The sequence below is a fragment of the Aquabacterium fontiphilum genome, from assembly GCF_009909205.1.
GTDB classification, from domain to species: domain Bacteria; phylum Pseudomonadota; class Gammaproteobacteria; order Burkholderiales; family Burkholderiaceae_C; genus Aquabacterium; species Aquabacterium fontiphilum.
In genome coordinates this window covers 105211-129033 of sequence record NZ_JAAAPN010000005.1, presented here as the reverse complement: position 1 = coordinate 129033, position 23823 = coordinate 105211, and the positions used below count along the sequence as shown (strand labels likewise).

Sequence of the window (23823 nt, the reverse complement as noted above, 5' to 3'; positions counted from 1 at the left end):
GCAACCTCAGCTCTGATCGCGGCAGGCGCGGTAGAGGTCCTTCCAGTCGCTGCGCTCTTTCACCACCGTTTCGAGGTACTCGTTCCACACCACTTGGTCTTGCACCGGGTCTTTCACGACCGCGCCTATCAGACCAGACGCCATGTCCACGGGTCGCAACACGCCGTCACCGAAATGACCAGCCAATGCCATACCGCTGTTAATGACAGAGATCGCTTCGGCCGTTGACAAGGTCGCACTGGGCGACTTGATCTGCGTTTTGCCATCTTCTGTTCTGCCATTGCGCAATTCGCGAAAAATCTGCACGATGCGTCGCACTTCCTTCAGTGCAGGTGGCTCGGCAGGCAGCTGCAATGCCCGCCCCATCTCGGCCACGCGCTTGACAACAATGGCCACTTCATCATCTTCATTGCCAGGCACAGGCAAAACGACTGTGTTGAACCGGCGCTTCAACGCGGCCGACAGTTCGTTGACACCCTTGTCGCGGTTGTTGGCTGTGGCAATGACGCTGAAGCCGCGCACCGCCTGCACTTCGCTGCCCAACTCGGGAATAGGCAATGTCTTCTCAGACAAGACCGTGATCAGGCTGTCCTGCACATCGGCGGGGATGCGCGTGAGCTCTTCCACCCGGGCGATCTTGCCGCTGCGCATGGCCTGCATGAGCGGGCTGGGAACCAGCGCCTTGTCAGATGGACCGTTGGCCAGCAACTGGGCATAGTTCCACCCATAGCGCAGTTGCTCTTCGCTGGTGCCTGCCGTGCCTTGGATCAGCAAGGTGGAGTCACCACTGATGGCCGCGGCCAGATGCTCGGAGACCCACGATTTCGCCGTGCCTGGAACGCCGTACAACAACAATCCACGATCAGTGGCCAAAGTGGCCACCGCGATTTCCATCAAGCGGGCAGAGCCGATGTACTTGGCGCTGACCTCGAAGCCGTTGTCTAGCTTGGCGCCCATCAGGTACTGCACCACGGCCCAGGGTGACAGCATCCAGTTCTCTGGTTTGGGTCGCTGGTCCTGTTTGCGCAATTCATCCAGCTCTTGTGCGAACTGCTGCTCGGCATGCTGGCGCATCACATGTTGGGTTGGCGCATTCATGGTGTCATCGAGGTTGTGAGTTGTTGAAGAGCGAGGCGAGTAGCCACGATTTGCGTCACCGCATGCATCGTTGTGGAGAATGAAGCAGCCTCGTCGACATGACGAGGCCATTGATCGATCTGCCTCAGCACGCTGTGGTCCAGGACGCAAACCAGGTCTGGCAAGTACCACCGCAGATGCTGATCATTGCTCAGCGTCTGGCTTGCCGCGCGCTGCTGCAGCACATGCGCCAGCGCTTTCGACAACGGGGCGGACAGGGTATCGCCAGCAGCGCACGCACCGAGCATTTGCGGCACAAGCACCTGCAAGGGGGCCTCTGATGCGTCGCGAAGATGGCGCATCCAATGCTGCTCTCGTCGTTCGCGCGGCAACAGCGCGAGCACGGAGGCCGGATCATCACGCAGTTTGGTCTGAGGCCATTGGCTCAAAAAAGCTTCGCACCAGGCTGGATCGGCAGTCGCCATCAAGACATCGCGCCAGGCGCGCACCAAAGCCTCGTGCCAGTCGGTGCCTTGAGCCCATTTGAGCAGCTCGTTGGCCTCCATGCCCGTATGCTCGGTCCACCAAGGCAACGGCACTTGCCTGGCCATTTGATACAACCACCACGCGCGATCGCCCAGGGACTCATGTGGGGGCCGAGGTGCGTCGAGGTTGTCGACCTTCCAGTCATCCCCCATGGCCGTGGGCGCCTCTACCACCCAGCGTTGATGCAGCAGCACACGCTCTTTTATGACCTGCATGGCCATGCGCGCCATGGCACGTTGCGGATGCGCCGCCCCTGGCAAACGAAGAAGCAAGTTCAGCGCCTCAACCCTCACCTCCTTGCTGCGATCGGCTCGCAAAGCATCAAGCAAGGGCTCATCATCCAGCGTCAGCTCATGGGCCAGCACCGTGACGAGGTCCGCCCGCTCGTTGGCCGAGAGCTCTGCCAGCGCCTGCATCAGGCGCTCTCGCGCAGCCTGAGGATGCTCTGCCCGCTCACTGGCCAGAAAAGCCCTGCGCTGCTCGATGTTGCCATCGGTCCAGATGGCCTCGCCAGTGCCTTCAGTGCTCACGCCAGTGGCATAGCGCCAATCATCTCGCTGAGCCGCCAGCCACAGACCTCTGTTGCCCAAAATCGGCAGCAACGCCGAACGCAAGGCCACAGACCGACGCCCCAGATCGAGCGACAAGGGCAGCAAACGAACGGGCAACCGATACCCCGCGACAGACAGTGCCACACACACCTCGTGGTGCAGCCGCGCAGGCCCGTCACGAAAGGCCCAGTCGATCAGCGCAAGCAGCGTGCCGTCCTGAACAGCAGGCAGCACATCATCCGGCGCCGCCTTTGGCAAGGGAGCCGTCTCGACCAATCCTTGCGCCCCCGCCAGGCCACAGATGCACAGGATCCCGGCCACCCGCAACACACCCGTGGGCGCATCACTGGCCCGATCGAGCGTCTGTGAGATCATCTCGCCGACCTGGCCTGACCAGCTCGCCGACACCGATTGGCGCGCTGTGCCCACCATGGCCACGGGCAACAGTGGCGTCCACACATTGCTCATGCCACCCCCTCTTGCCAGACGGCCGACGCGTCAGTGGCATGCCAAGCTGTCAGCGGCCTTAACGCACGACCATTCCACTCTCCCATGACTTGCACCGGGTGCCCGCCGCTGTACGCCAGGAATGTCCAGGTGTCCGTGTCCCTCACGATCAACGGCCATGAGCGCCCGTCCGCAACCAAGGCAAGGCGCTCACCTGACTGGCAAGGCACAGCATCCGGGATGACCACCGGGTGCAAGTTCACCCAGGGGCTGGCCGCCATGCGTTTTGCCACGCGCTGCCACTCCTCGTTCAATGTGGTGCTGGGCCAAACAGCGCACTGAGGGGGCCCGTGCACCTCCGCGGCCAGCGCACGCAGGGCGCTCGCCCCGGGGAAGAACGCCAGCGTGCATTCGACGCTGGTGCCGGTCAGCCAGGCTTGTTCAAACCCCCGACCGCCAAACGCATGATCCAGCACCCAGGCCCGACGGCCAGTTTGCTCACCGTGCAACCACACGCGGCGCTCTGTCAACTTGTCGTCACGCTCATCGGTCGCCACGCCCAATACCGTCCAGCGATCATGAACACGTTCACCTTCAGCCAGTACGTCGGCCTTGTCATGGGGCCAACCCAGAACGGTTCGCAGTTCAGCCTGCAAGGGCGCGCTCAAACTGCTTCGGCGTGCCATGGCATCACAGATCAATTGCAGCATGCCCAGGCGAGCCAGGGTCTGCTCGGGCCAGTCTTCTCCCTGCTTCACCCCAGCGGCCGCATCACGAAGACGCATACCCAAACCAGGCGCCTGCGCGTCGACCATGCGCGCAGCCATGGTCTGCCAGGTTTTGAGTGATTCAACGTCGAGCGCCCCCAGTCCACTGGTCAACTGATCAGTCAACCAGCGCTGCAACTCCTGGGCGGCCACTTCCATGCGCTGCCAACGCTGCGCCTCACGCTTGGCTGCGGCCTGTGGGTCGACTGGCACCGCAGCTTTCTGGGTCTGCCGCTCTTCCTTCTTCTGCGCTTTCTCTACGCGGGATGACAGCCACTCGTCCACCCACGCCGGCACATCCTTACCCTGAAACAACTGCGGACTTTGCACTTGAATCAACAGCAGCGCCAGACCATGCTTGCAAGGAAACTTGCGACTCGGGCAACTGCACCGAAAGGCTGGGCCGCTCAAGTCCACCTGTGTCTGATACGGTTTAGAGCCACTGCCTTGGCATTCCCCCCAAACCGCCAGGTCATTGGCACCGAGCAAAGGCCATTTGGACGGCGCCGTCAAGCCACGCGCAGCCTTGGCTGACGCATCGTCTGGCGCCAGCGCGATCACACCCTCCATCGTCAGCGCCATGACAGCACGCTCCTCCTCATTTTTTTCAGCAGTCTAAGGGAAGTCCGTGACACGATTCGGACAGCGAACCGAATCTATCTCTTCGTCAAGAGTTGCCAACTCAAGCCAAACTTCGCCAGGTACTTGCGCAACCTGTCGGCATCATTCACAGCAGAACGCTGCTCGCGGGATCGGTCAAACAAGCGCCGACCAGCATCAGACAGGCTTTTGGCCGTCAAGCACACGCCGATCACCGCCTGCAGTTGCAAGCGATCAAACAGGTCCATGTCAGCAAGCGTCTTGGGCTCAATCCATTGACTGAGATCCACGGCCTCGCTGGCAGCATCATTGTCATGATCGGCCCGCTGCCACATCCATCGCAGCCTCTGCAGTTCAGCCTCAACCAGATCGGTGGTGATACGACCGCCCTCAGCCAAGGTGGCCATGCGCGTCACGCTGGCCGTCAGGTCACGGAAGTTACCCAGCCAAGCAGCCTCTGAAGATTGCGCAAAGCGCATGTACATGGACTTCGCTTCGGCATTGAAGCGAACGGCACGCCCCATCTCTACTCCGCTCCTGGCCAGCAGGTGGTCTACATTGGGCTCGATGTCCTCGGTGCGCTGAGACAAGCCGGGCAGCTCGTACGACCAGATGTTCACACGGGCATATAGGTCTTCACGAAAGCGACCTGCCGCCACGTCCAGGCGCAGATCGCGGTTGGTGCCAGCGATCAATTGGAAGTCGCTGGCAACCTCCTTGTCACTGCCCACTGGATAGAAACGCTTTTCCTCGACGGCTTTGAGCAGCATGGCCTGCTCATCGAGCCCCAGCTCACCGATCTCATCCAGAAACAGCACGCCTTCATGGGCGGTACACAGTAACCCCGGGCGATCGACCACCGCGCCGGTGAACGCGCCCTTCTTGTGTCCGAAAAGGGTCGAGGCAGCGCCATCACCTTGCAAGGTTGCGCAGTTCACCTCCACGAAGAGGCCCTTGACCTGGTGCCGCGCTTTCTTCAATTCGAACATGCGCCGGGCCAAATGCGACTTGCCGGCACCTGTCGGGCCAGTGAACAAGATGGGCGCAGTGGATCGAACGGCCACGCGCTCGATCTCGTCAATCAATGCGTTGAAGTGCTTGTTGCGGGTTGGGATGCCGCTTTTGAGAAAGGCCTGCGCATCGCGGTGCTCTTGCTCGAAACGCTGGGCCAGGATGTCATAGCGTGAGAGATCCAGGTCGATCAGCGTATAGGTGCCCGGGTTCCCATGGGTTTGCTTTCGAGGCGGGGATGTCTGCAACAGCACGCCAGGAATGAACCCGGCCTCCACCAACAAGAACATGCAGATCTGTGCCACGTGCGTGCCGGTTGTGATGTGCGCCCAATACTGCTCCCGCTCGGGTTTGAAGGGATAAGCCTTCACCCAGTCATATAAGGCGGCGTACACCTCACCAAAGTCCCATGGGTCGGCAAGCGCCATCTCGATCAGCCGAACCTCGGTATCCGGCGACACCGAAGTGATGTCCTCCTTCACACGCTCAGCCAGGCGGATGTGCTGTGGCGAGTGAAGCAACTCCACGCGATGGATCAAGGTGTCTTCATGCTGTGCCAATGAGACCGTCGGCCGCCACTTCTCCCAGCGCCCTGCACCTTGCCCCGCATCCAGCTGCGACCCCAGAAACCCAATGACGACTGTTTTCTTGGCCATATCTTTTTGGCTATTTATTTATCTTTTATTCTAATTCGCAAGGCGCATCTACCAACGATAGCTTTTTGATGTACAGGCCAAAATAGCAGAAATCCATTTCAAATCAAAGAGATAGACAGGCCACCCATCCGACCAAAGCAAGTTGGCACACCCATTGCGATAGAGAAGGCACACAAGGAAAGAACATTGATCAGAAGGTGAGAGCACCATGAACTACAACGTCGAACAGCAAGAAGGCGCGCTGCCCATCAAGATGTGGACCAAAGGCGTCCCCGTGGAAGACGACGCACGCCAACAACTGGCCAATGCCGCGCGTCTGCCCATCGTGTTCAAGCACATCGCTGCCATGCCCGACGTGCACCTTGGCATCGGCGCGACGGTGGGCTCGGTGATCCCGACCATCAAGGCCATCATTCCCGCCGCAGTGGGGGTGGACATCGGCTGCGGGATGATGGCGTGCAAGACCTCACTGCGTGCTGAGGACCTCCCTGACAATCTGGGCCCTCTGCGCTCGGCCATTGAGAAAGCGGTGCCCCACGGCATGACGCCCATCAGGCAGCGCGGACGCGACCAAGGGAGCTGGGAAAACCCGCCTGAACTGGTGGACCAGGCCTGGGCCACGCTGGTGGATGAGTTCGAAGCCATCTGCGAGAAGTACCCTCGCCTGCGCAACACCAACAACCGCAAACACCTGGGAACGCTCGGCACGGGTAACCACTTCATCGAGGTCTGCCTGGACGAAGCTGGAGCCGTGTGGTTCATGCTGCACTCAGGATCCCGCGGTGTGGGTAATGCCATCGGCACGACCTTCATCGAACTGGCCAAGAAGGACGCCGAGCAACATCAGCGGAATCTTCCGGACAAGGATCTGGCGTACTTCGAAGAAGGTGCGCAGTACTTCGGTGACTATGTGCGTGGCGTGAGCTGGGCACAGAAGTTCGCCAGGCTCAACCGCGAGGTGATGATGAGGAACCTGGTCGCCACCGTGCGCAAGGTCATCACCAAGCCTTTTGAGGCCCACGTGGAAGCGGTGAACTGTCACCACAACTACGTGCAGAAGGAAACGCACTTCGGTGAAGACGTCTTCGTGACCCGCAAGGGTGCGGTGAGCGCCAAGAAGGGTGAGCTGGGGATCATTCCGGGAAGCATGGGCGCGCGCAGCTACATCGTGCGCGGCCTGGGTAACCCGGAGAGTTTCGAGAGCTGCAGCCATGGCGCTGGTCGCGTGATGAGCCGCACCAAGGCCAAGAAACTGTTCACGGTGGCCGATCAGATCAAGGCGACCGAAGGCGTGGAATGCCGCAAGGACGAGAACGTGATCGACGAGATTCCGATGGCCTACAAGGACATCGACGCCGTGATGGAAGCGCAAAAGGACCTGGTGGAGGTGGTTTACACACTCAAGCAGGTGCTGTGCGTCAAAGGATAGACATTCTCTGCAACAGGCTCTGACAACAGGGCTGCTCAGGGAGGAACCATGAACCACACACAACATGAAAAACTGCTGAGCGCCCATCCTGTGGACGATGCCGTCCGGGCACAGATCATGGATAGCCTGCGAGCTTTGGAGCACCAGCACGACGTGAAGGTGCTCTTCGCTTGCGAATCGGGCAGCCGAGGCTGGGGATTCGCTTCGCCAGACAGCGACTACGACGTGCGTTTCATCTACGTGAACCGACCCGCCTGGTATCTCTCGGTTGATCCACACCGTGATGTGATCGAGTTGCCCATCAGCGGCGACCTGGACATCAACGGCTGGGATCTGCGCAAAGCCCTGCAATTGCTCAAACGATCGAACCCAACCTTGCTGGAATGGCTGCGTTCGCCCATCGTGTACATGGAGGACGTGGATGTCATGACCCGTTTTCGGGGCCTGGCTGAAACAGGCTTCTCGTCGCTTCGCGGCTATCACCACTACGTGTCGATGGCCAAGAAGAACTTTCGGGAGCACCTCAAGGGAGAGGTTGTGCGCTACAAGAAGTATCTGTATGTGCTGCGTCCGCTGTTGGCTGCACGTTGGATCCGAGAAGGCGGGGGTGTACCGCCCATGCGCTTTGCAGAGCTGGCACAGGCGACGGTGCGGGACGATGCCCTTCTCGACGAACTCAATCGCTTGCTTGAAGTGAAGATGCGCGCTGGAGAGGCTGCGACGAGCACCAGGTGGCCAGCCATACACGCATTCATCGAAAGTGAGTTGCAAATGGCGCAGGCGCACAAGGTAGAACACGATCCACGACCAGACACCTCAGGCCTGGATGTCTTTCTGTTTGACGTGGTGACCCATGTGGAGGAAAAGAAGAATGAACGTGATTGATATTGATGGCTCTCAAGGCGAAGGCGGCGGCCAGATCCTGCGCTCCGCCTTGTCCTTGTCCATGTGTACGGGCAAGCCGGTACAGATCAGCCAGATTCGCGCCAAGCGTCCCAAGCCTGGCTTGATGCGCCAGCACCTCGTCTGCGTGCATGCTGCCCAAGCTGTTTCTGGGGCCACGGTGGACGGCGCCGAACTGGGCTCGACCGCCTTGCGTTTTGTGCCAGGCACCACGCAGGCGGGTGACTACAGCTTTGCCATCGGTACGGCGGGCAGCTGCATGCTGGTTGTGCAAACGGTGTTGCCGGCTTTGATGCAGACCAAGGCACCCAGTACGCTGAAACTGTCTGGCGGTACGCATAACCCGATGGCGCCGACCTGGCACTTCATCGAGCGTACCTTTGCTCCTTTGCTTGCACGCATGGGCGTGACGCTGGAGGGCAAACTCTTGCGCCACGGCTTCTATCCAGCAGGCGGAGGCGAGGTCGAGCTTTGCATCAAGCCTACATCCGAAGGCCTGTCACCCTTCGATCTGCTAGATCGTGGCGCACACAAAGCGGCTTTTGGCGAATGCCTCGTGCCCGGCTTGTCTCGTCGCATTGCGGACCGCGAACTGGAGGCTTTGGGCCGCACATTGGGCTGGGCGGCGGAGCAGTTGAGTGTCATGCCATCGCGCCAGAATGAAGGCCCCGGCAATGCGCTCATGGCCACACTGGTGCATGAGCACGTGACCGAGGTGTTCACCAGCTTTGGCGAGAAGGAGGTTACCTCTGAAAAGGTGGCCAGGCTTCTGGCCAAGGAGGTGTCCGCCTATATGGAGAGCAAAGCCCCGGTGGGGCCTCACCTGGCTGATCAACTGGCGCTGCCCATGGCATTGGCCGTACAAGCCAGCGGAAAGCCGGGCGCCTACGTGGCCAGCGAGATGACGGAGCATGCTTGGAGCAATCTGGATGTGATCCGTCGCTTCTTGCCAGTCAAGATCACTGTAAGTGAGCAGGCAGACAGGCAAGCAGGATGGTTGGTCAGCTTTGAGTAAGCAGCTTCTTGAGATGCTCTCTGAGCGCCTTGCGCCCCGCCGTATTGGTTGAGCGCCAGGCCTGAAGGGCCAGAGACAGGAAATGCTGCTCGGCTGGCGTCATGCTTGCCGCCTCTCGCTCTTCATCAAGCCATCCCGATGGCTTGCCACAGTGCTGCTCGATCTGCCTGGCCATCTTGTCGCCAATAGGGCGAGATGACTTGATCTGGCTCCACATGCTGGGTGAGATCTCGACGTGGCGTGCGAAGGACTGCTCCAGGCCTTTGGGCGGAACGCCCTTGGCTAACGCCTCTTCAGCAAAGAGCTGAAACAGCGTGAGCGCATTGCGTCGTCGGTTGATGGTGATGTTGCTCAAGATCGTGAACGAGTGACTACATGTTTGAGTGGAATTTTCTCAGATCAGCGTCAACAGTGTTGACAGAAAGGTAAAGAGTCTTTACGATTTTGATGTTGTCGAGCATGCAATGGCATGACCTGCTTGGCCATTCATCAACTCTCGCTCTGATTCGACTCACAAGGAACCATCGTGCAAACCATTCTCATCGTCCGCAACAGCCGCCCCAGTATGGGCCGCTTTCGTGCGGCTGGGCAAATGGGTTCGCATCCTGGATTGGGTGCATGTGATTCGAATCGACTGTTCGCCACCATCATCGATACCACTGTTGAACAGACACAAGCCGTCCTGCATGAGGATCGAAGCAAACCGGGTAAAGGAGTTGTAGATACGCGTTGATGCGTCTCGACACTCCCCACTCTGATACAGAGGCCCGGTTTCCAAGCGAACCGGGCCTCTTTGTTTTTCTTAACCACCACTTCGGGTGTGCCCTCGCACTCCGAGCCTATGCATGGCGCAGGTGACGCCGGCAAGGGATGTGCAGGATCCGGACGCGGATCTTGTGCAGCGAGCCGCCAGCCGTGGTCATGTGACAAACGGCCTCGCGCAAGGGCACAGCCGAAGTGGAAGTTCAGCCTCGTTAACTCAGCGGTCAGAGTGCCGGCCTGTCCAGTCGGAAGCCGCGGCTTGCTCGGGCTTGCGCTTTCGGCCTACGGCCCGCTGCCGGGCAGCGTCCTACCGGCAAAGCCGGTAGACCGATCCCCGCACGAGGCGCCAAGGAAGTAGACCTCCTTAGCTCAGTGGATCAGAGCGCTGGCCTACGAAGCCAGAGGTCGCACGTTCAAGTCGTGCAGGAGGTGCCAGTTAACCAGAACTCGGTGTAGCGCAGCTGGTAGCGCGGGTGCTTTGGGAGCATCAGGTCGGCGGTTCGATCCCGTCCACCGAGACCATAACAACATCCAGTGCGCTTGGGTGTGGCCGTAGCTCAATGGCAGAGCCTTGGTTTGTGATTCCGATGGTGCCAGTTCGACTCCCGCCGGTCACCCCCAAGCGCATTGGCGAACACATATCGCTGTCATCACGCTGTCTCGTTCGTCTAGCTGGCCTAGGGCACGACGCTTTCAATGTCGGAACACAGGTTCGAACCCCGTACGAGACGCCAATCATCCGCAAGGGCCCATGAAAGGAGGGCTTCCCATGTCACCGAGTACCTCAACGCATGTCCTGCAACTGGACATTCAAGGCACGCCTCAAGTCTGGATCACGGTCGAACAGGCCGCCATCCATTTGGCCAGTGACTCGGTGGCATGGGTCGATGGTGCTGGACCGCTGCGTCGTCTGCGCGGCGGCGTCAACGCCCGAACGGGTCGCCAGTCCGTGATAGAGATCTTCCCCATCATGGCGCTCAACGGCGCTTCGCGCATCAACCTGTTTGATGTGGCGCCATCGCTGAGCAGGCACAAGCTCTTTCGGCGTGACCGGTGCATCTGTGCCTACTGTGGTGAACGCTTCTCTGAGAGTGTGCTGCAGTGTGAACACATCGTGCCGGCTTCACGCGGCGGTGCCATGTCGTGGATGAATCTGGTGACGGCTTGCCCTGGCTGCAATGCTGCCAAGGCCAACCGAACGCCCGAGGAAGCCCGCATGCCCTTGCTGTATCTGCCCTATGTGCCCAGTCGATTCGAAGACTTCCTGCTGCAAGGCAGGCACATCCGGGCCGATGTACACGAATGGCTGGCTTCTCGCCTGCCTAAAGGATCGCGCCTGAACTGAATGGTTCAAGCGCCAACGAGTCTGCCGTGAAAGGCAGGCGCTCACAGGTCAGGGGTTCGGGTGAAGGCCCGCCCCGCCGGTGCGCTGTGGCCAGGTTAAAGCCTGTTGTCATGGTGCATGCCGCGTCTGTTGGAAACGGTTGATTGGGCTGTCTGTGGTCAGCACCGGCAACGGTGATGGGTTCGATTCCCAAGCAGCCACCCATTGGTTAGCTCAGTCGGGTAGAGCAACGCACTTGTCATGCGTCTGTCACGGGTTCGACTCCCGTACCAACAACCTTACCAAGGTTGCAACTCTACGGTCGAAAGACCACCGCCGAACGCAGATGGCTTGCCATCTGTCAGCGCTGGCGGCTTGTGCAAGGAAAACGCGTGGCTCGCGCAGGTGGCCAAGCGACATGTCGATCAGGGAGGACGGCACGTCGCAAATCCACCATGCCTTAGCCAAGGCCTTCCCTGCCCGCAGCCGGTGCTGAAACGGCACCCTCATACAAACAAAGGAGAAACCCATGTTGGGATTCAAACGTTTCACTGTCAAAAAGAACGAGCGTGGCCTGCTGCTGCGCAATGGCGACTTCGAGCGGGTGCTGCAGCCAGGCCGTCACTGGTTGGCCACGGCGTTGAGCGATGTGCGTGTCGAGACCTTCTCGCTGGAACAGCCCGCCTTTGTGCACGGCCTGGCCGACTACCTGATGGCCAAGGAGCCCGAGGTGGTGGACGCCGAGTTCGTGCGCGTCGACCTCAAGGAAACGGAGGTAGGTCTGCGCTACGAGAACGGCGTGCTGGTCGAGTTGCTGGCTCCCACCACGCGCCGCCTGTACTGGAAGGGCTTGCACGAGGTGAAGATCGATGTGCTGGACATCAGCCGTCAGGCCGAGGTGCCTGCCGAACTGGTGGCGCGCTTGACGCAGACGCAGATGCGTCAACGTCAGGTGGCCGGGTTGATCGGCGTGCTCACCGTGCAAGTGCCTGAGTACGGCGTGGGCGTGCTGCATGTCGACGGCAAGGTGGACTCGCTCCTGAAGCCAGGTTCCTACGGCTTCTGGAAGTACAACCGCAACGTCTCGGTCGAGCTGGTGGACTTGCGTCTGCAGGTGGTGGAAGCGTCCGGCCAGGACATCCTCAGCAAGGACAAGGTCGGTCTGCGTTTGAACCTGTCGGCGTCGTGGCGCTTCACGGATGTGCTCAAGGCCTACACACAGCTGCAAAAGCCCGCGGAACACCTGTACCGCGAGCTGCAGTTCGGCTTGCGCTCGGCCGTGGGTACGCGCACGCTCGATGAGTTGCTGGAAAACAAGACCGTGATCGACGAGGTCGTGATGGCCCACGTCAAGTCGCGTCTGGTGGCCTACGGTATTGAGCTGGAAACCGCCGGTGTGAAAGACATCGTGCTGCCCGGGGAGATGAAGACCATCCTGGCCCAGGTGGTTGAAGCCGAAAAGGCGGCCCAGGCCAACGTGATCCGTCGTCGTGAGGAAACCGCTGCCACGCGATCCTTGCTCAACACGGCCAAGGTGATGGAGGGCAACCCTGTCGCCTTGCGCATGAAGGAGCTGGAAACGCTGGAGCGTGTGGCCGAGCGCATCGACAAGATCTCGGTATTTGGTGGACTGGATCAGGTGCTCAACGGCATGATCAAGTTGAAATAGACATCATGGAAGGAAGACGTCATGGACGTATTGGAAGACGAAGAAGAAAAGGACGAGCGTGACTTCACGCTCCCGCCACCTGACATGTCAAAGGACGGCTTCCTGGCATGGCGATCGCCGCGCTTGGGCACGAGCAACCCCACCGACCTGAGCAACCCTTTGTGGGAATGGTTGGTGCGCTCCAAGCTGGACGCCTACAACGCCAACGAGCGGCTCAATGGCCCAGCCTCAAGCGAGGCTGGTGCCATGTGGTGCTTCAACCGATTTGGAATCAGTCATACGGCACTGCCGGACGGGCGCGTTGTGCACATCGCAGGGGAGCACGAGGACTTCTACGATCCCGACTTCCATATCTACAACGATGTGGTTGTCACTCATTCAAGCGGTGATGTCCAGATCTATGGCTACCCAAAGGAGGTTTTTCCTCCCACGGACTTTCACACGGCCACATTGATCGATCAGCGCATCGTTCTGATCGGCAATCTGAGCTACCCGGAATCACGTCAGCCCAATGTGACGCCCGTGCTGGTGCTGGATCTTGCAACCTTTGAGATGCAGTCAATGCCGACACATGGCGAGTCGCCCGGCTGGATTTCAAGGCACACGGCGGAGTACATCCCCGAGGCCGGGCACATTGTTGTTCGGGGTGGCGAGTTCTGCCGAGATGATGACAAGCCGATGCGCCTGAACGTAGACGAGTGGATTCTGGATGTCAACACGTGGACATGGTCTCGTCGCACTCAGCTTGAATGGACCCAATGGTGGCTGATTCGCGAGGACAGGCTGCGCAACAACCTATGGGATCTGCGTCAGTTGGCTTGGTACGAGTCGGTCGGCTGGGAGAAGGAACGCGATGAGCAGCGCACCAGACTCATCGAACGTATCGGCTTCCTGCCGGATTTATTGCTGCTGGACAAGCTCTATCAGCCATGGTCTGGCATAGAGCTGTTGCCCGAAGAGGAAGACAGCTACGGGATCCACAGGATCAAAGTGGACGGCATTGAAGTGCGCCTTGACGAGCACGACGGCTTCGGCATCACGATCCTCATCAAGGGCGATCTGGCCGAAAGCCAAAGAGATGCCTTGCTGCAAAGCATGTTGATGGACCTTCAGCTTCTAGACGGCCAGCCATGGGAAGCCATGCGGATGGAATGAAAGTAGAGATGCGAACGCTCCACTCAGTCGTGGGCCCAGTCTTGCGAACTCGTTTCGATATCTATATCATCCCTGTCAACTGCTGAAGGCGCCCACGACAGCGCCCGCATTGACGGAGTCCCTCTTATGTCCTCCTTGTTCATATCGACCAACGACTGAACACGGTTCCCGAGCCCCGGCTGGACCGTGTCTGTTCACAGATACGGCCTCAGACCGCGCGGCTAGCAAAGCCCCGCTGCCATTGAGCCGGGGCTTTTGCTTTTCGGAAACCGAATGAGTGCACAACTCCGTTCCCGCGCCCTTCAAGAGGGCCGGATCAAGGCCCTGCGCCGCATGAAACAACCGATGACGCTGGTGCTCGAAGCGGGCCCTGGTGCGCGTGACCCTGTGGCGCGCGCACTTGGCGAGCGTGGCATGCGAGGCGCAGGTCAGCATATCCAAAGCCGCGGCGCACAACGCCGCGCCGACCGCGTGGCGCTGCAAGCGCTGGTGCGACGAAAGGATTGGGATGAATGACACCCCAGCATTGCGAGACCGGCTCGCGCAGCGAAGCCAAGCGCTGCAAGAGATTGCAGCCCAACTCAAAAGCGAACTGTTCGGCATTGATGCCGTGATCGACCGTGTGATTGACTCGGTGCGCGCGTGGTACGTGCTGCCCGAACTCGTGACGCGGCCCGTCATCGTCTGCCTCTGGGGCCTCACGGGAACCGGCAAGACCCAGCTGGTGCGCCGTCTGGCGCAGTTGCTCGGCTTCTACGACCGCTTCGTCGAAGTGCAGATGGACGGCTTTTCCAATGGCGCGGGCTGCCGCAGCGCACAGAGCATCTCGGGCATGCTGGCTCAATCCGGCGTGCGAGAGGGCGAGCCCGGCATCCTGGCACTCGATGAGTTCCAGCGCTTCCGCACCATCGACAGCAAGCGCTCGGAAGTGCGCGTGGAACGCTACCAGGATGTCTGGGCCTTGCTGTCCGATGGCCGCCTGCCACCGGCCCTTTCCTTGCTGGGCGATATCGAGTCCTCCATCGCAGAGGCGGCCTACGATGCCGAGCGGGCCGAGGCCGATGACGCCAAGCGGCGCTTCAAACTAAACAGTTGGGAAGCCCAGGAACTGCGGCGCAACCTCAAGCTTGATGAGTCGCTCATGGAGATCATGGCGTGGGCACCCGACCAGATCCAGGAGCGGCTTCGCGCCTTCCGCGAAACAGGACAGCAGCGTTGGGAGACCGACTACAGCCGACTGCTGATCTTCGTCTGCGGCAACCTCGACGAGATGTACGAGGACATCGCCACCAGCGTGGACGACTGCGACAGCGATGCCGATACCTTCCATGGCTTGACCAGCAAGCTGAGCGTCATTGACGTCAAGCAGGCGCTCAACCAACGGTTCAAGCCGGAACAGGTTGCTCGCCTGGGAAACGAGCATGTGGTCTACCCGTCACTCAGCCGCAGCGCGTATGAGCAGTTGATCAAACAGGTCTGCACCCGTTACGCGCTTGAAACGGCCACGCGCTGCAGTCTGCATTTCAATGTGGACGCCAGCGTGCACGAGCAGATCTACGCCAATGCGGTTTTTCCTGCCCAAGGTACCCGGCCGTTGTTCTCTTCACTGCACGCCATCCTTGGCACTGGCCTCGCAAAGGCCACGCTGTGGGCGCTCGAACGTGGTGCCGCTGCCGGCGATACCGTCGGCCTCACGGCCGATAGTCGAAGCCTGATCGTCCATTGGCGTGGACAGTCTCAAGCCATTGCGGCCCCCTTCGAGATCAACCGGCTGCGCCAGCGCAACAATCCAGACTTCCGCGCGCTGCTCGCCGTGCATGAGGCAGGACACGGACTGATCCACGCTTTGCTTTTTGGCCGTGCCCCGCAAGAAATCAAGATCCATGTGGCTAGCTTCGAAGGCGGCTACAACGCCTATACATCTCGCAAGGTGTGGTCACGCCGCAACCTGCTCGACTCGATCTGCACCAGCCTGGCCGGCCGAGCCGCAGAATTGCTGGTCTTCGGGCCCGAGTTGAGCTCAAGCGGTGCCGAGAGCGATCTGCGCAAAGCCACCGAAACGGCAGCCCGCATGCTGCGCCACCTCGGACACGGCTCGCGCATCTGCCGCACCGATATCTCCGTCAACAGCGAAGACAACTTCTGCACCGATGTGGATGAGAGCAATGCGCCGATAGAAGCGCTGTTGCAGGCTGAACACGATCGGGCAACAAAGTTGCTCGACATGCATCGTGGAGTCTTGCTGGCTTTGGTGGACGAACTCCTGACACATGGGCAGGTCACACCAGCGCGCTTTGCCGAGGTCGTGAAGATACCTTTGGGCGCCCCAGAGGATGCGCTGGATCCATATGCAGCAAGACTGGCTGCATTCCGGCAAAGAGGGGTTCTGCAGCTAAGTGCATGACCGTGTGATGCAGGTCGTGCAGCTTGAACCATGTCACCCCTGCTCAGGCCCTCGCTGAGGTTCGGCTCGTTCTATAACGGTTGAATCTCAACCATGAGAGGAGCGGCGTCAAACCCCTCACTCCACCGTCACACTCTTCGCCAGGTTCCGCGGCTTGTCCACGTCCGTCCCGCGCGCGCAGGCGGTGTGATACGCCAGTAGCTGCAGCGGCACCACGTGCAGGATCGGCGACAACGCGCCATAGTGCTCCGGCATGCGGATCACGTGGATGCCGGGCTCGGCCTGGATGTGGGTGTCTCCGTCGGCACAGACATACAGCTCGCCACCGCGGGCGCGCACTTCCTGCATGTTGCTCTTGAGTTTCTCGAGCAGGGTGTCGTTGGGCGCCACGGTGACCACCGGCATCTCGGCCGTGACCAGGGCCAGCGGGCCGTGCTTGAGCTCGCCGGCCGGATAGGCCTCGGCGTGGATGTAGCTGATCTCTTTGAGCTTGAGCGCGCCCTCAAGCGCGATGGGGTAGTGCAGGCCCCGGCCCAGAAACAGCGCGTTGTCCTTGCGTGCGAAGGCCTCGGCCCAGGCCATCAGCTGGGGCTCGAGCGCCAGCACGGCCTGCAGCGCGGCGGGCAGGTGGCGCATGTCCTTGAGGTGTTCAGCCTCGTCTTCGGGGCTGAGGTGGCCACGCAGCTTGGCCAGCGTCAGCGTCAACAGGAAGAGGCCGGCCAGTTGGGTGGTGAAGGCTTTGGTCGAGGCCACGCCGATCTCCACGCCCGCGCGGGTCACGTAGGCGAGCTTGCACTCGCGCACCATGGCGCTGGTGGCCACGTTGCAGATGGTCAGCGTTTGCGTCATGCCCTGGCTGCGCGCGTGTTTGAGCGCGGCCAGCGTGTCGGCCGTCTCGCCAGACTGGCTGATGGTGACCACCAGGGTACGCGGGTCGGGCACGCTGTCGCGGTAACGGTATTCGCTGGCGATCTCCACATTGGTGGGGATCTTGGCGATCGACTCCAGCCAGTACTTGGCCGTCGAGCCCGAGTAATAGCTGGTGCCGCAGGCCAGGATCAGCACGCGGTCGATCTGGCTGAACACGCCTGCCGCGTCGTCGCCAAACAGCGTCGGCGTGATGGCTTCGACACCTTCGAGCGTGTCGGCGATGGCGCGCGGCTGCTCGAAGATTTCCTTTTGCATGTAATGGCGATAGGGGCCCAGCTCCACGGCGCCGCTGTGCGCATGAACAGTGCGAACCGGGCGGGCATCATCGGCCACGCGCTCTTGGCCGCAGGCCCAGATCGTGTGCTGCCCCGGGCGCAGGTCGACCACATCGCCTTCTTCCAGGTAGACGAACTGGTCGGTGACCCCCGCCAGCGCCATGGCGTCGGACGCCAGGAAACGCTCGGTCGCATCGGCGCCGCCCACGCCCAGCACCAGCGGCGAGCCCTGACGGGCACCCACGACGCGCGCAGGCTCGTCGCGATGGAACACCGCGATCGCGTAGGCGCCGGTCAACCGGCGGGTGGCGGCCTTGACGGCTTCGCCGAGGTCACCCTGATACAGGTGATCGACCAGGTGGGCGATGACTTCGGTATCGGTCTGGCTCAAGAACACATAGCCCAGGGCCTGCAGCTCGCGGCGCAGTTCTTCGTGGTTCTCGATGATGCCGTTGTGGACCAGGGCCACCCGGCCGGGCTGGCTGGTGGCAGCCTCGGCGCCAGGGCCGTGCGAGAAATGCGGGTGGGCGTTGTGCACGGCCGGGGCGCCATGCGTGGCCCAGCGGGTGTGGGCGATGCCCAGCTGCGCGGCAATGCCCTCTGTGCGGGCCTGGGTGTCGAGCTCGGCGACGCGCTGGGTGCTGCGCGAGCGGCGCAGCGCGCCGTCTTGCAGCACGGCCACGCCGCAGCTGTCATAGCCACGGTACTCCAGGCGCTTGAGGCCTTCGACGAGAACGGGAACGATGTCACGCGCACCAACGGCGCCAACGATGCCACACATGCAGATGTCTCCCGCTTCAGGGGGTCAGAGAGGTCTATGGGTTCGGGGTCAGGGCGCCAGCGGATCGACCAGATCCTGATCGGCCCGCAAGCGCAGCGGCGCGCCGCCATCCAGCGGATGCGGGCGGTCGCGTCCCGGCACGATGAGCGAGGGCATGCGGGTTGTGGCCACGGGCATGGCGCCATCCAGGGCCGGCAAGGCGCTGAGCAGCTCTTCGTCGCTCATGCGCGAAAGCTCTTCCACCGTCGGCGGCTGGCCGCCGGGCGGCACGGGCCGCGCTGGCGCGGGGGGCGTCATCCCGGTGGCCTGGCGGGTGAGCAGATCAGGCGGAGGGTTGTTGGCCTCCACGGCCACAGGGCGGCTCGCATACTGATGCGACAGCGCCCGCTCCATCTGGTGCTGGCCCCACATCTGCCACAGCCAGCCCACCAGCCCCAGGACCAGCAGCGCACCGACGCCGCCGCCGGCCATGGCCAGGCGCGGGCTCGGGGGCCAGAGGGTGCGCGCCTCGGCAGCACGCGGGGTGAGCCAATCCATGTCGACACGGGTGCTGGGGCCGTTGGCCTCTTCGTCGGCATCCGTTTCCTTGCGCTTGCCACGGGCGCGATCCGGGCGTTCAGCGCGATCCGCGCGTTCGGCACGCTCTCGGTCGGCCGAAGACGGCCCGGCCGTCCGCCCCGCAGACCACCCTGCTGACGCGCTCGAGCCCACGTCCAGCGCCTGGTCGTAGGCTTGGCGCGCACGGGCGTCCATCAGCGTTTCGTAAGCCGTGTTCAGCGCCGCCATCTGGGCGTGCTGGTCGTCATCCGGCCCCGTGTCTGCGCCCGCGCGATCGGGGTGCAGTTTGGTGGCCAGTGCCCGGTAAGCGGCGCGAATGACCTCGGGCGGTGCATCGCGCGACACTTTCAGGCGTTCGTAATGGTTCACGGCACGAAACTTCCAGTTACAGAGCCCGTCTCCGGGGCGTTCAATCTGTCAATCTTACCGGCTGGCTACCCGTCGTCCCAGCGGGATCCCACTCATCCGCCCGCTCAGTCGCGGGTCTTGCGCGGCCGTGTCCAGCCGCTGAGCGACACCTGCTTGGCGCGCGCCACGGTGAGTTGGCCGGCGGGCGCATCCTTGCTGACGGTGCTGCCGCCGCCGATGGTCGCGCCGTCACCCAGCGTGATGGGCGCAATCAGCACGCAGTTGCTGCCCACGTGCACATCGTTGCCGATCACGGTGCGGTGTTTGTTGGCGCCGTCGTAGTTGGCCGTGATGGCGCCCGCGCCATAGTTGACCCGCTCGCCCACGGTGGCGTCGCCCAGGTAGGCCAGGTGGTTGGCCTTGGCGCCGCGCGCCAGCGTGCTGTTCTTGACCTCGACGAAGTTGCCGATGTGCACCTCGGGGCCCAGGCGGGCACCCGGGCGCAGGCGGGCGAAGGGCCCGATCAGCGCGCCCTCACCCACGGTGACGCCATCCTTGTCGCCGTCGATGTGCGTGAAGGGGTGAATGACGGCGCCGGCCTCGATCACCGCGTTGCGAACGACACAGTGGGCGCCGATGCGCACGTTGTCGCCCAACTGCACATCGCCTTCGAACACGCAGTTGACATCGATGTCGACGTCCTGCCCGCAGTGCAGGCGGCCGCGCAGGTCGAAGCGTGCCGGGTCGGCCAGGCGCACGCCCTGCTCCATCAGGCGCTCGGCCTGAACGCGCTGGTAGCGCCGCTCCAGCTCGGCCAGCTGCGCAGGGCTGTTGACCCCGAGCACCTCAACTTCGCTTTGCGGGTGGGCCGCCACCACGGGCACCTTGTCGCGGCAGGCCATGGCCACCACGTCGGTGAGGTAGTACTCGCGCTGGGCGTTGTCGTTGGTCAGGCGAGCCAACCAGCCCTTGAGCAGGCGCGTGGGCGCGGCCATGACGCCGGTATAGACCTCGTTGAGCGCGCGCTGGGCCTCGGTGGCGTCCTTGTGCTCGACGATGGCCAATACCTGCTCGCCCCAGCCGTCGCGGACGATGCGGCCATAACCGGTCGGATCGTCCAGCGACATGGTGAGCAAGGCCAGCCGCTCACCGGCACACGCCTCGATCAGCGCCCGGGCCGTGCGTGCCGCGATCAGCGGGGTGTCGCCGTTGAGGATGAGCGTGATGCCCTCATCGGGCAGCACCGGCACGGCCTGCTGCACGGCGTGGCCCGTACCAAGCTGCGGCTCCTGGCGTACGAACTGCAGCGGCGCTTCGGCGCAGGCGACCCGCATCGTGGCCTCGACCTGCTCGGCACCATGGCCGGTGATGACGATCTGCTGCGTGGCCGCCAGCGTGGCGGTCGTGTCAACGACATGCGCCAGCATGGGCCGGCCGGCCAGCGCATGCAGCACCTTGGGCCGCGACGACTTCATGCGGGTGCCTTTGCCCGCGGCCATGATGACGATGGAAAGGGTCATGAAAACTGCTCAGCGGGACTGCGGTGGAATCGTGAGTGTGACGGTGCGCGGGCTGACCGCCACCTGTGGAAAGTCTTTGAGCGCGGCCTCGAACAGCAGCGGGTACAGACGGGCGTCCACCGCCCCGAGCCGGTCATGTCGGGCGCGGGTCTCGTACAGCACGTCGTGGGTCTGACGGTCGCGGATCAACAGGCTGACGGACATCTGCACGTAAGGCGGCTCCATGTGCAGGCTGAGCGCCATGCCGCTGCGGCCAGGCCCCCAGAAGCCACCCCAGCCCCATCGGCCATAGGGGTACCAGAAATTGTCCAGCGGCGGCCGGGGCTCGACCTGCACTTGCGCGGCCAGTTGCACCACGACCGAGGCCTGTTTCGCATCGGGCGCTTCGGTGAAGCCGGCGGCCTGCAGGGCCGGGCGCGCGGCCGCTTCCAACTGATCCTGCAGCGCAGGCTGGGCGGCCTGCGAGGGCAGGCGCTCGAAGGCGTAGCTGCCCGGGGCGCGCCCTTGCGGCCAGCTGCCATGCGTGCTCACCTGACTGCTGAACTGGTTGAGACTGGCGCAGCCACTCAGGGCCAGCACCACGGTCAGCAGGAACAGGCGGCGCATCCACATGTCAGGCCTCTTTCTTGCGCTTGAGCGCATCCAGCGAGATGGTGGCCTGCGCGGGCAACCCGTCGCGCGGGGCCTCATGCGAGCCACAGTCGTCCTCGTCTTCATCAAAGGCGATGTCGCCGCCCTTCACCGGCGTGCCAGTGGCCTTGATCGTCTCGAACGGGTACAGGCTGCGGTCCATCAGGTGCGAAGGCACGATGTTGGCCAGCGCCGTGAACAGGTTGTCGACCCGACCCGGGAAGCGGGCATCCCAGTCGTTGATCATCTCGCGCATCTGCTGGCGCTGCAGCCCTTCCTGGCTGCCGCACAGGTTGCACGGGATGATCGGGAACTGGCGGTGTTCGGCGTAGGTGGCCAGATCTTTTTCACGGCAGTAGGCCATGGGCCGGATGACCACGTGCTCGCCGTTGTCGGTCACGAGCTTGGGCGGCATGCCCTTGAGCTTGGAGCCAAAGAACATGTTCATGAACATGGTCTGCAGGATGTCGTCGCGGTGGTGGCCCAGCGCGATCTTGGTGCAGCCCAGTTCGGTGGCGACACGGTAAAGGATGCCGCGTCGCAGCCGCGAGCACAGCGAGCAGGTGGTCTTGCCCTCGGGCACCACGCGTTTGACCACGCTGTAGGTGTCCTGCTCTTCGATGCGAAAGGGCACGCCGACCTGGGTCAGGTACTCGGGCAGCACATGCTCGGGGAAACCGGGCTGTTTCTGATCGAGGTTGACGGCGACCAGTTCGAAGCGGATCGGTGCGCGCTTCTGCAGGTTCATCAGGATGTCGAGCATCCCGTAGCTGTCCTTGCCGCCCGACATGCAGACCATGACCTTGTCGCCGTCTTCGATCATGTTGTAGTCGGCAATGGCCTGTCCCACCTCGCGGTGCAGGCGCTTGCTGAGCTTGTTCATCTCGAAGGCGTGCTTTTTCGCCTTGGCCTCTTCGTCAGGCGAGGAGAGGATGTGGGGAGCTACGGCGTCGTTCATCCCGAGATTTTCGCCGATCTACTGGCAAAACGGGCAACGGGGTGATTGGGAGGCGAAAAACGGAACAGGGACTCGGGATACAGGGCTGCGCTCATGTCCCCCGGACGGGCTGCGCCCGCCCTCCTCCTTTACTTCGCTACGCCCTGCACCCCGAGCCCCTGTTCCTCCCACCGCGCGGTGGGGCGAGGGCTGCCAGAGCGCCGCAAGACGTTTGGCGTGGGTAGCCAACAGAGCGAAGTAAAGGGGGAGCCCCGGCAAAGCCGGGGCGGAGGACATGAGCGTCGTTGGCTACCCACGCCAAACGTCCTGCACAAAGCTCACCACTGCCCCGTTTCCATCCGAATCGCCACCTCGCAGTCGTCAAAAATCTCCAGCTTGGCGATCTTGACCCGCACCCCCAGCACCCCCGGCAAGTCCATCAGGCGCTTGCAGAGCTTGCCGATCAGCGTCTCCAGCAGGTTGACATGCTCGGACGTGCACTCCTCGATGATGATGCTGCGCACCTTGCGGTAGTCGAGCACATTGAGGATCTCGTCGTCGTGCGGCAGCAGCGGCTGGCTGCCCATGTTCAGTTCGGCATCGACCATGATGGGCTGGGGTGCGTCGATCTCGTGGTCGAGCACGCCCAGGCTGGCGTTGAAGCGCAGGCCGGTCAGGGTCAGGGTCTGGTTGCCTTTGGTCAGGGACATGGCGCAGGGCCTCTCACATCATCGAAAAATCGCGCTCGAAGCGCTGCAGATGCTGCCCGCCATCCACCAGCAGCGTCGTGCCGGTGATCGAGCGGTTGTGCAGCGCAAAGGCCACCGTGGCGGCCACATCCTGTGGGGACGATGACCGCCGCAATGGCGACAACTTGTGGGCCTGTTCGAACGCCTCGCCCTTGAGCCAGTCGCTCGTCAGCGTCAGGCCGGGGGCCACACCCACCACCCGTACACGGGGCGCCAGCGCCAGCGCCAGCAAGGTGGTCGCCGATTCCAGGGCCGCCTTCGACAGCGTGTAGCTCAGGAAGTCAGGGTTGGGGTTCCACAGTTTTTGATCAAGCAGGTTGACCACGGCGCCCTCGCACACGCGGGTGGTCTGCGCCTCACGCTGCGCAAGATGTTCAACCAGAGCCTGGGCCAGCACGATGGCCGGCGCGGTGTTGGCGCGCAGGTGCTTCTCGAGCATGGCGTAGCTGAAAGTGGCTGCCGAGTCGTACTCGAAGGTCGAGGCGCTGTTGACCACGGCATCGAGCCGGCCGAGCGCCTGCACCGCCTGCGGCACCAGGGCGCGGGCAGCGGCCTCGTCGCCCAGATCGGCGGGCAGCACGGCCGCGCGGCGCCCGAGCGCCCGGATGTCGGCAGCCGTCTCGTCGGCCTCGGCCCGCGAATGGCGGCAATGCACCGCGACATCCCATCCCTGGCGCGCCAGCGCCAGCGCGATGTCACGCCCCAGGCGCCTGGCCGCGCCAGTGACCAGCACAACAGGATGACCGGCAGGAGAGTCAGCGTGTTCCGACATGGCAATC

At 62.4% G+C, this 23823-nt stretch carries 21 protein-coding genes and 5 tRNA genes; 14 read left to right on the top strand and 12 right to left on the bottom strand.

What is annotated here, in order from left to right; genetic code table 11:
- Window positions 1-6: 6 nt before the first annotated feature.
- From GTZ97_RS07425 to rtcR, 4 genes are all read right to left on the bottom strand, one after another.
- Window positions 7-1098: an ATP-binding protein gene (locus GTZ97_RS07425; RefSeq protein WP_161649952.1), complete on the bottom strand. Its 1092-nt coding sequence runs from the start codon at window positions 1096-1098 to the stop codon at window positions 7-9.
- Window positions 1095-2642 carry a DUF5691 domain-containing protein gene (locus tag GTZ97_RS07420; protein WP_161649951.1) on the bottom strand — a complete coding sequence of 516 codons (1548 nt, stop codon included), beginning with the start codon at window positions 2640-2642 and terminating at the stop codon, window positions 1095-1097. Before GTZ97_RS07420 ends, GTZ97_RS07425 begins: the two co-directional genes overlap by 4 nt.
- Window positions 2639-3970: an SWIM zinc finger family protein gene (locus GTZ97_RS07415; protein WP_161649950.1), complete on the bottom strand. Its 1332-nt coding sequence runs from the start codon at window positions 3968-3970 to the stop codon at window positions 2639-2641. The genes GTZ97_RS07420 and GTZ97_RS07415 overlap by 4 nt, the downstream gene beginning before the upstream one ends.
- 74 nt (window positions 3971-4044) lie before the next feature.
- Window positions 4045-5655 carry an RNA repair transcriptional activator RtcR gene (gene rtcR / locus GTZ97_RS07410; RefSeq protein ID WP_161649949.1) on the bottom strand — a complete coding sequence of 537 codons (1611 nt, stop codon included), beginning with the start codon at window positions 5653-5655 and terminating at the stop codon, window positions 4045-4047.
- Window positions 5656-5863: 208 nt separating this feature from the next.
- Between rtcR and GTZ97_RS07405 the strand changes: the two genes are divergently transcribed.
- From GTZ97_RS07405 to rtcA, 3 genes are read left to right on the top strand one after another with little or no spacing between them, the layout of a single operon-like run.
- Entirely contained in the window at window positions 5864-7084 is a 1221-nt protein-coding gene (locus tag GTZ97_RS07405) for an RtcB family protein (RefSeq protein ID WP_161649948.1), read from the top strand.
- A 48-nt stretch (window positions 7085-7132) separates the two neighbouring features.
- Window positions 7133-7969 carry a nucleotidyltransferase domain-containing protein gene (locus GTZ97_RS07400; protein WP_161649947.1) on the top strand — a complete coding sequence of 279 codons (837 nt, stop codon included), beginning with the start codon at window positions 7133-7135 and terminating at the stop codon, window positions 7967-7969.
- Entirely contained in the window at window positions 7956-9002 is a 1047-nt protein-coding gene (gene rtcA, locus GTZ97_RS07395; RefSeq protein ID WP_161649946.1) for an RNA 3'-terminal phosphate cyclase, read from the top strand. The genes GTZ97_RS07400 and rtcA overlap by 14 nt, the downstream gene beginning before the upstream one ends.
- Here rtcA and GTZ97_RS07390 read toward each other — a convergent pair.
- Window positions 8989-9357, bottom strand: coding sequence for a hypothetical protein (locus GTZ97_RS07390; RefSeq protein ID WP_161649945.1), 369 nt, complete (start codon window positions 9355-9357; stop codon window positions 8989-8991). The genes rtcA and GTZ97_RS07390 overlap by 14 nt on opposite strands.
- A 171-nt stretch (window positions 9358-9528) precedes the next feature.
- Between GTZ97_RS07390 and GTZ97_RS07385 the strand changes: the two genes are divergently transcribed.
- From GTZ97_RS07385 to GTZ97_RS07335, 11 genes are all read left to right on the top strand, one after another.
- Window positions 9529-9735, top strand: coding sequence for a hypothetical protein (locus GTZ97_RS07385; RefSeq protein WP_161649944.1), 207 nt, complete (start codon window positions 9529-9531; stop codon window positions 9733-9735).
- Between the two features lie 235 nt (window positions 9736-9970).
- A tRNA-Asp gene (locus GTZ97_RS07380) sits at window positions 9971-10113 on the top strand.
- 9 nt (window positions 10114-10122) lie between these two features.
- A tRNA-Arg gene (locus GTZ97_RS07375) sits at window positions 10123-10199 on the top strand.
- Window positions 10200-10210: 11 nt separating this feature from the next.
- Window positions 10211-10286, top strand: a tRNA-Pro gene (locus tag GTZ97_RS07370).
- Between the two features lie 135 nt (window positions 10287-10421).
- Window positions 10422-10498: transfer RNA gene (locus GTZ97_RS07365), tRNA-Glu, on the top strand.
- A 35-nt stretch (window positions 10499-10533) separates the two neighbouring features.
- A complete protein-coding gene (locus GTZ97_RS07360; protein ID WP_161649943.1) occupies window positions 10534-11109 on the top strand; it encodes an HNH endonuclease in 576 nt (191 codons plus the stop codon).
- A gap of 202 nt (window positions 11110-11311) precedes the next feature.
- Window positions 11312-11385 (top strand) — tRNA-Thr (locus GTZ97_RS07355).
- 232 nt (window positions 11386-11617) lie between these two features.
- Entirely contained in the window at window positions 11618-12757 is a 1140-nt protein-coding gene (locus GTZ97_RS07350; RefSeq protein ID WP_161649942.1) for a slipin family protein, read from the top strand.
- Window positions 12758-12778: 21 nt separating this feature from the next.
- On the top strand, window positions 12779-13912 hold the full coding sequence (locus GTZ97_RS07345) for a hypothetical protein (RefSeq protein ID WP_161649941.1): 1134 nt from the start codon (window positions 12779-12781) through the stop codon (window positions 13910-13912).
- A 333-nt stretch (window positions 13913-14245) separates the two neighbouring features.
- Window positions 14246-14428 carry a hypothetical protein gene (locus GTZ97_RS07340; protein WP_236651072.1) on the top strand — a complete coding sequence of 61 codons (183 nt, stop codon included), beginning with the start codon at window positions 14246-14248 and terminating at the stop codon, window positions 14426-14428.
- The gene (locus GTZ97_RS07335; RefSeq protein ID WP_161649939.1) at window positions 14421-16316 is read left to right on the top strand and encodes an AAA family ATPase; all 1896 of its coding nucleotides are present in this window, start codon (window positions 14421-14423) and stop codon (window positions 16314-16316) included. Before GTZ97_RS07340 ends, GTZ97_RS07335 begins: the two co-directional genes overlap by 8 nt.
- 117 nt (window positions 16317-16433) lie before the next feature.
- Here the strand turns inward: GTZ97_RS07335 and glmS are convergent, their stop codons facing one another.
- From glmS to GTZ97_RS07300, 7 genes are all read right to left on the bottom strand, one after another.
- Entirely contained in the window at window positions 16434-18302 is a 1869-nt protein-coding gene (gene glmS, locus GTZ97_RS07330) for a glutamine--fructose-6-phosphate transaminase (isomerizing) (protein ID WP_161649938.1), read from the bottom strand.
- Between the two features lie 48 nt (window positions 18303-18350).
- Window positions 18351-19229 (bottom strand): J domain-containing protein, encoded by an 879-nt coding sequence (locus GTZ97_RS16475; protein WP_201748198.1) that lies wholly within the window; start codon window positions 19227-19229, stop codon window positions 18351-18353.
- Window positions 19230-19333: 104 nt separating this feature from the next.
- Window positions 19334-20728 carry a bifunctional UDP-N-acetylglucosamine diphosphorylase/glucosamine-1-phosphate N-acetyltransferase GlmU gene (glmU, locus tag GTZ97_RS07320; RefSeq protein WP_161649937.1) on the bottom strand — a complete coding sequence of 465 codons (1395 nt, stop codon included), beginning with the start codon at window positions 20726-20728 and terminating at the stop codon, window positions 19334-19336.
- A gap of 9 nt (window positions 20729-20737) precedes the next feature.
- On the bottom strand, window positions 20738-21340 hold the full coding sequence (locus GTZ97_RS07315) for a DUF4136 domain-containing protein (protein WP_161649936.1): 603 nt from the start codon (window positions 21338-21340) through the stop codon (window positions 20738-20740).
- Window position 21341: 1 nt separating this feature from the next.
- The gene (gene ttcA, locus GTZ97_RS07310; protein ID WP_161649935.1) at window positions 21342-22316 is read right to left on the bottom strand and encodes a tRNA 2-thiocytidine(32) synthetase TtcA; all 975 of its coding nucleotides are present in this window, start codon (window positions 22314-22316) and stop codon (window positions 21342-21344) included.
- 317 nt (window positions 22317-22633) lie between these two features.
- Window positions 22634-23005: a dihydroneopterin aldolase gene (locus GTZ97_RS07305; protein WP_161649934.1), complete on the bottom strand. Its 372-nt coding sequence runs from the start codon at window positions 23003-23005 to the stop codon at window positions 22634-22636.
- Between the two features lie 13 nt (window positions 23006-23018).
- A complete protein-coding gene (locus GTZ97_RS07300; protein ID WP_161649933.1) occupies window positions 23019-23816 on the bottom strand; it encodes an SDR family oxidoreductase in 798 nt (265 codons plus the stop codon).
- Window positions 23817-23823 lie beyond the last annotated feature (7 nt).

Bases quoted from the DNA above. Each gene is read 5' to 3' on its own strand.
- GTZ97_RS07425 (WP_161649952.1), bottom strand. From the start codon at position 1,098: ATGAATGCGCCAACCCAACATGTGATGCGCCAGCATGCCGAGCAGCAG.
- GTZ97_RS07420 (WP_161649951.1), bottom strand. From the start codon at position 2,642: ATGAGCAATGTGTGGACGCCACTGTTGCCCGTGGCCATGGTGGGCACA.
- GTZ97_RS07415 (WP_161649950.1), bottom strand. From the start codon at position 3,970: ATGGCGCTGACGATGGAGGGTGTGATCGCGCTGGCGCCAGACGATGCG.
- rtcR (WP_161649949.1), bottom strand. From the start codon at position 5,655: ATGGCCAAGAAAACAGTCGTCATTGGGTTTCTGGGGTCGCAGCTGGAT.
- GTZ97_RS07405 (WP_161649948.1), top strand. From the start codon at position 5,864: ATGAACTACAACGTCGAACAGCAAGAAGGCGCGCTGCCCATCAAGATG.
- GTZ97_RS07400 (WP_161649947.1), top strand. From the start codon at position 7,133: ATGAACCACACACAACATGAAAAACTGCTGAGCGCCCATCCTGTGGAC.
- rtcA (WP_161649946.1), top strand. From the start codon at position 7,956: ATGAACGTGATTGATATTGATGGCTCTCAAGGCGAAGGCGGCGGCCAG.
- GTZ97_RS07360 (WP_161649943.1), top strand. From the start codon at position 10,534: ATGTCACCGAGTACCTCAACGCATGTCCTGCAACTGGACATTCAAGGC.
- GTZ97_RS07350 (WP_161649942.1), top strand. From the start codon at position 11,618: ATGTTGGGATTCAAACGTTTCACTGTCAAAAAGAACGAGCGTGGCCTG.
- GTZ97_RS07345 (WP_161649941.1), top strand. From the start codon at position 12,779: ATGGACGTATTGGAAGACGAAGAAGAAAAGGACGAGCGTGACTTCACG.
- GTZ97_RS07340 (WP_236651072.1), top strand. From the start codon at position 14,246: ATGAAACAACCGATGACGCTGGTGCTCGAAGCGGGCCCTGGTGCGCGT.
- GTZ97_RS07335 (WP_161649939.1), top strand. From the start codon at position 14,421: ATGAATGACACCCCAGCATTGCGAGACCGGCTCGCGCAGCGAAGCCAA.
- glmS (WP_161649938.1), bottom strand. From the start codon at position 18,302: ATGTGTGGCATCGTTGGCGCCGTTGGTGCGCGTGACATCGTTCCCGTT.
- glmU (WP_161649937.1), bottom strand. From the start codon at position 20,728: ATGACCCTTTCCATCGTCATCATGGCCGCGGGCAAAGGCACCCGCATG.
- GTZ97_RS07315 (WP_161649936.1), bottom strand. From the start codon at position 21,340: ATGTGGATGCGCCGCCTGTTCCTGCTGACCGTGGTGCTGGCCCTGAGT.
- ttcA (WP_161649935.1), bottom strand. From the start codon at position 22,316: ATGAACGACGCCGTAGCTCCCCACATCCTCTCCTCGCCTGACGAAGAG.
- GTZ97_RS07305 (WP_161649934.1), bottom strand. From the start codon at position 23,005: ATGTCCCTGACCAAAGGCAACCAGACCCTGACCCTGACCGGCCTGCGC.
- GTZ97_RS07300 (WP_161649933.1), bottom strand. From the start codon at position 23,816: ATGTCGGAACACGCTGACTCTCCTGCCGGTCATCCTGTTGTGCTGGTC.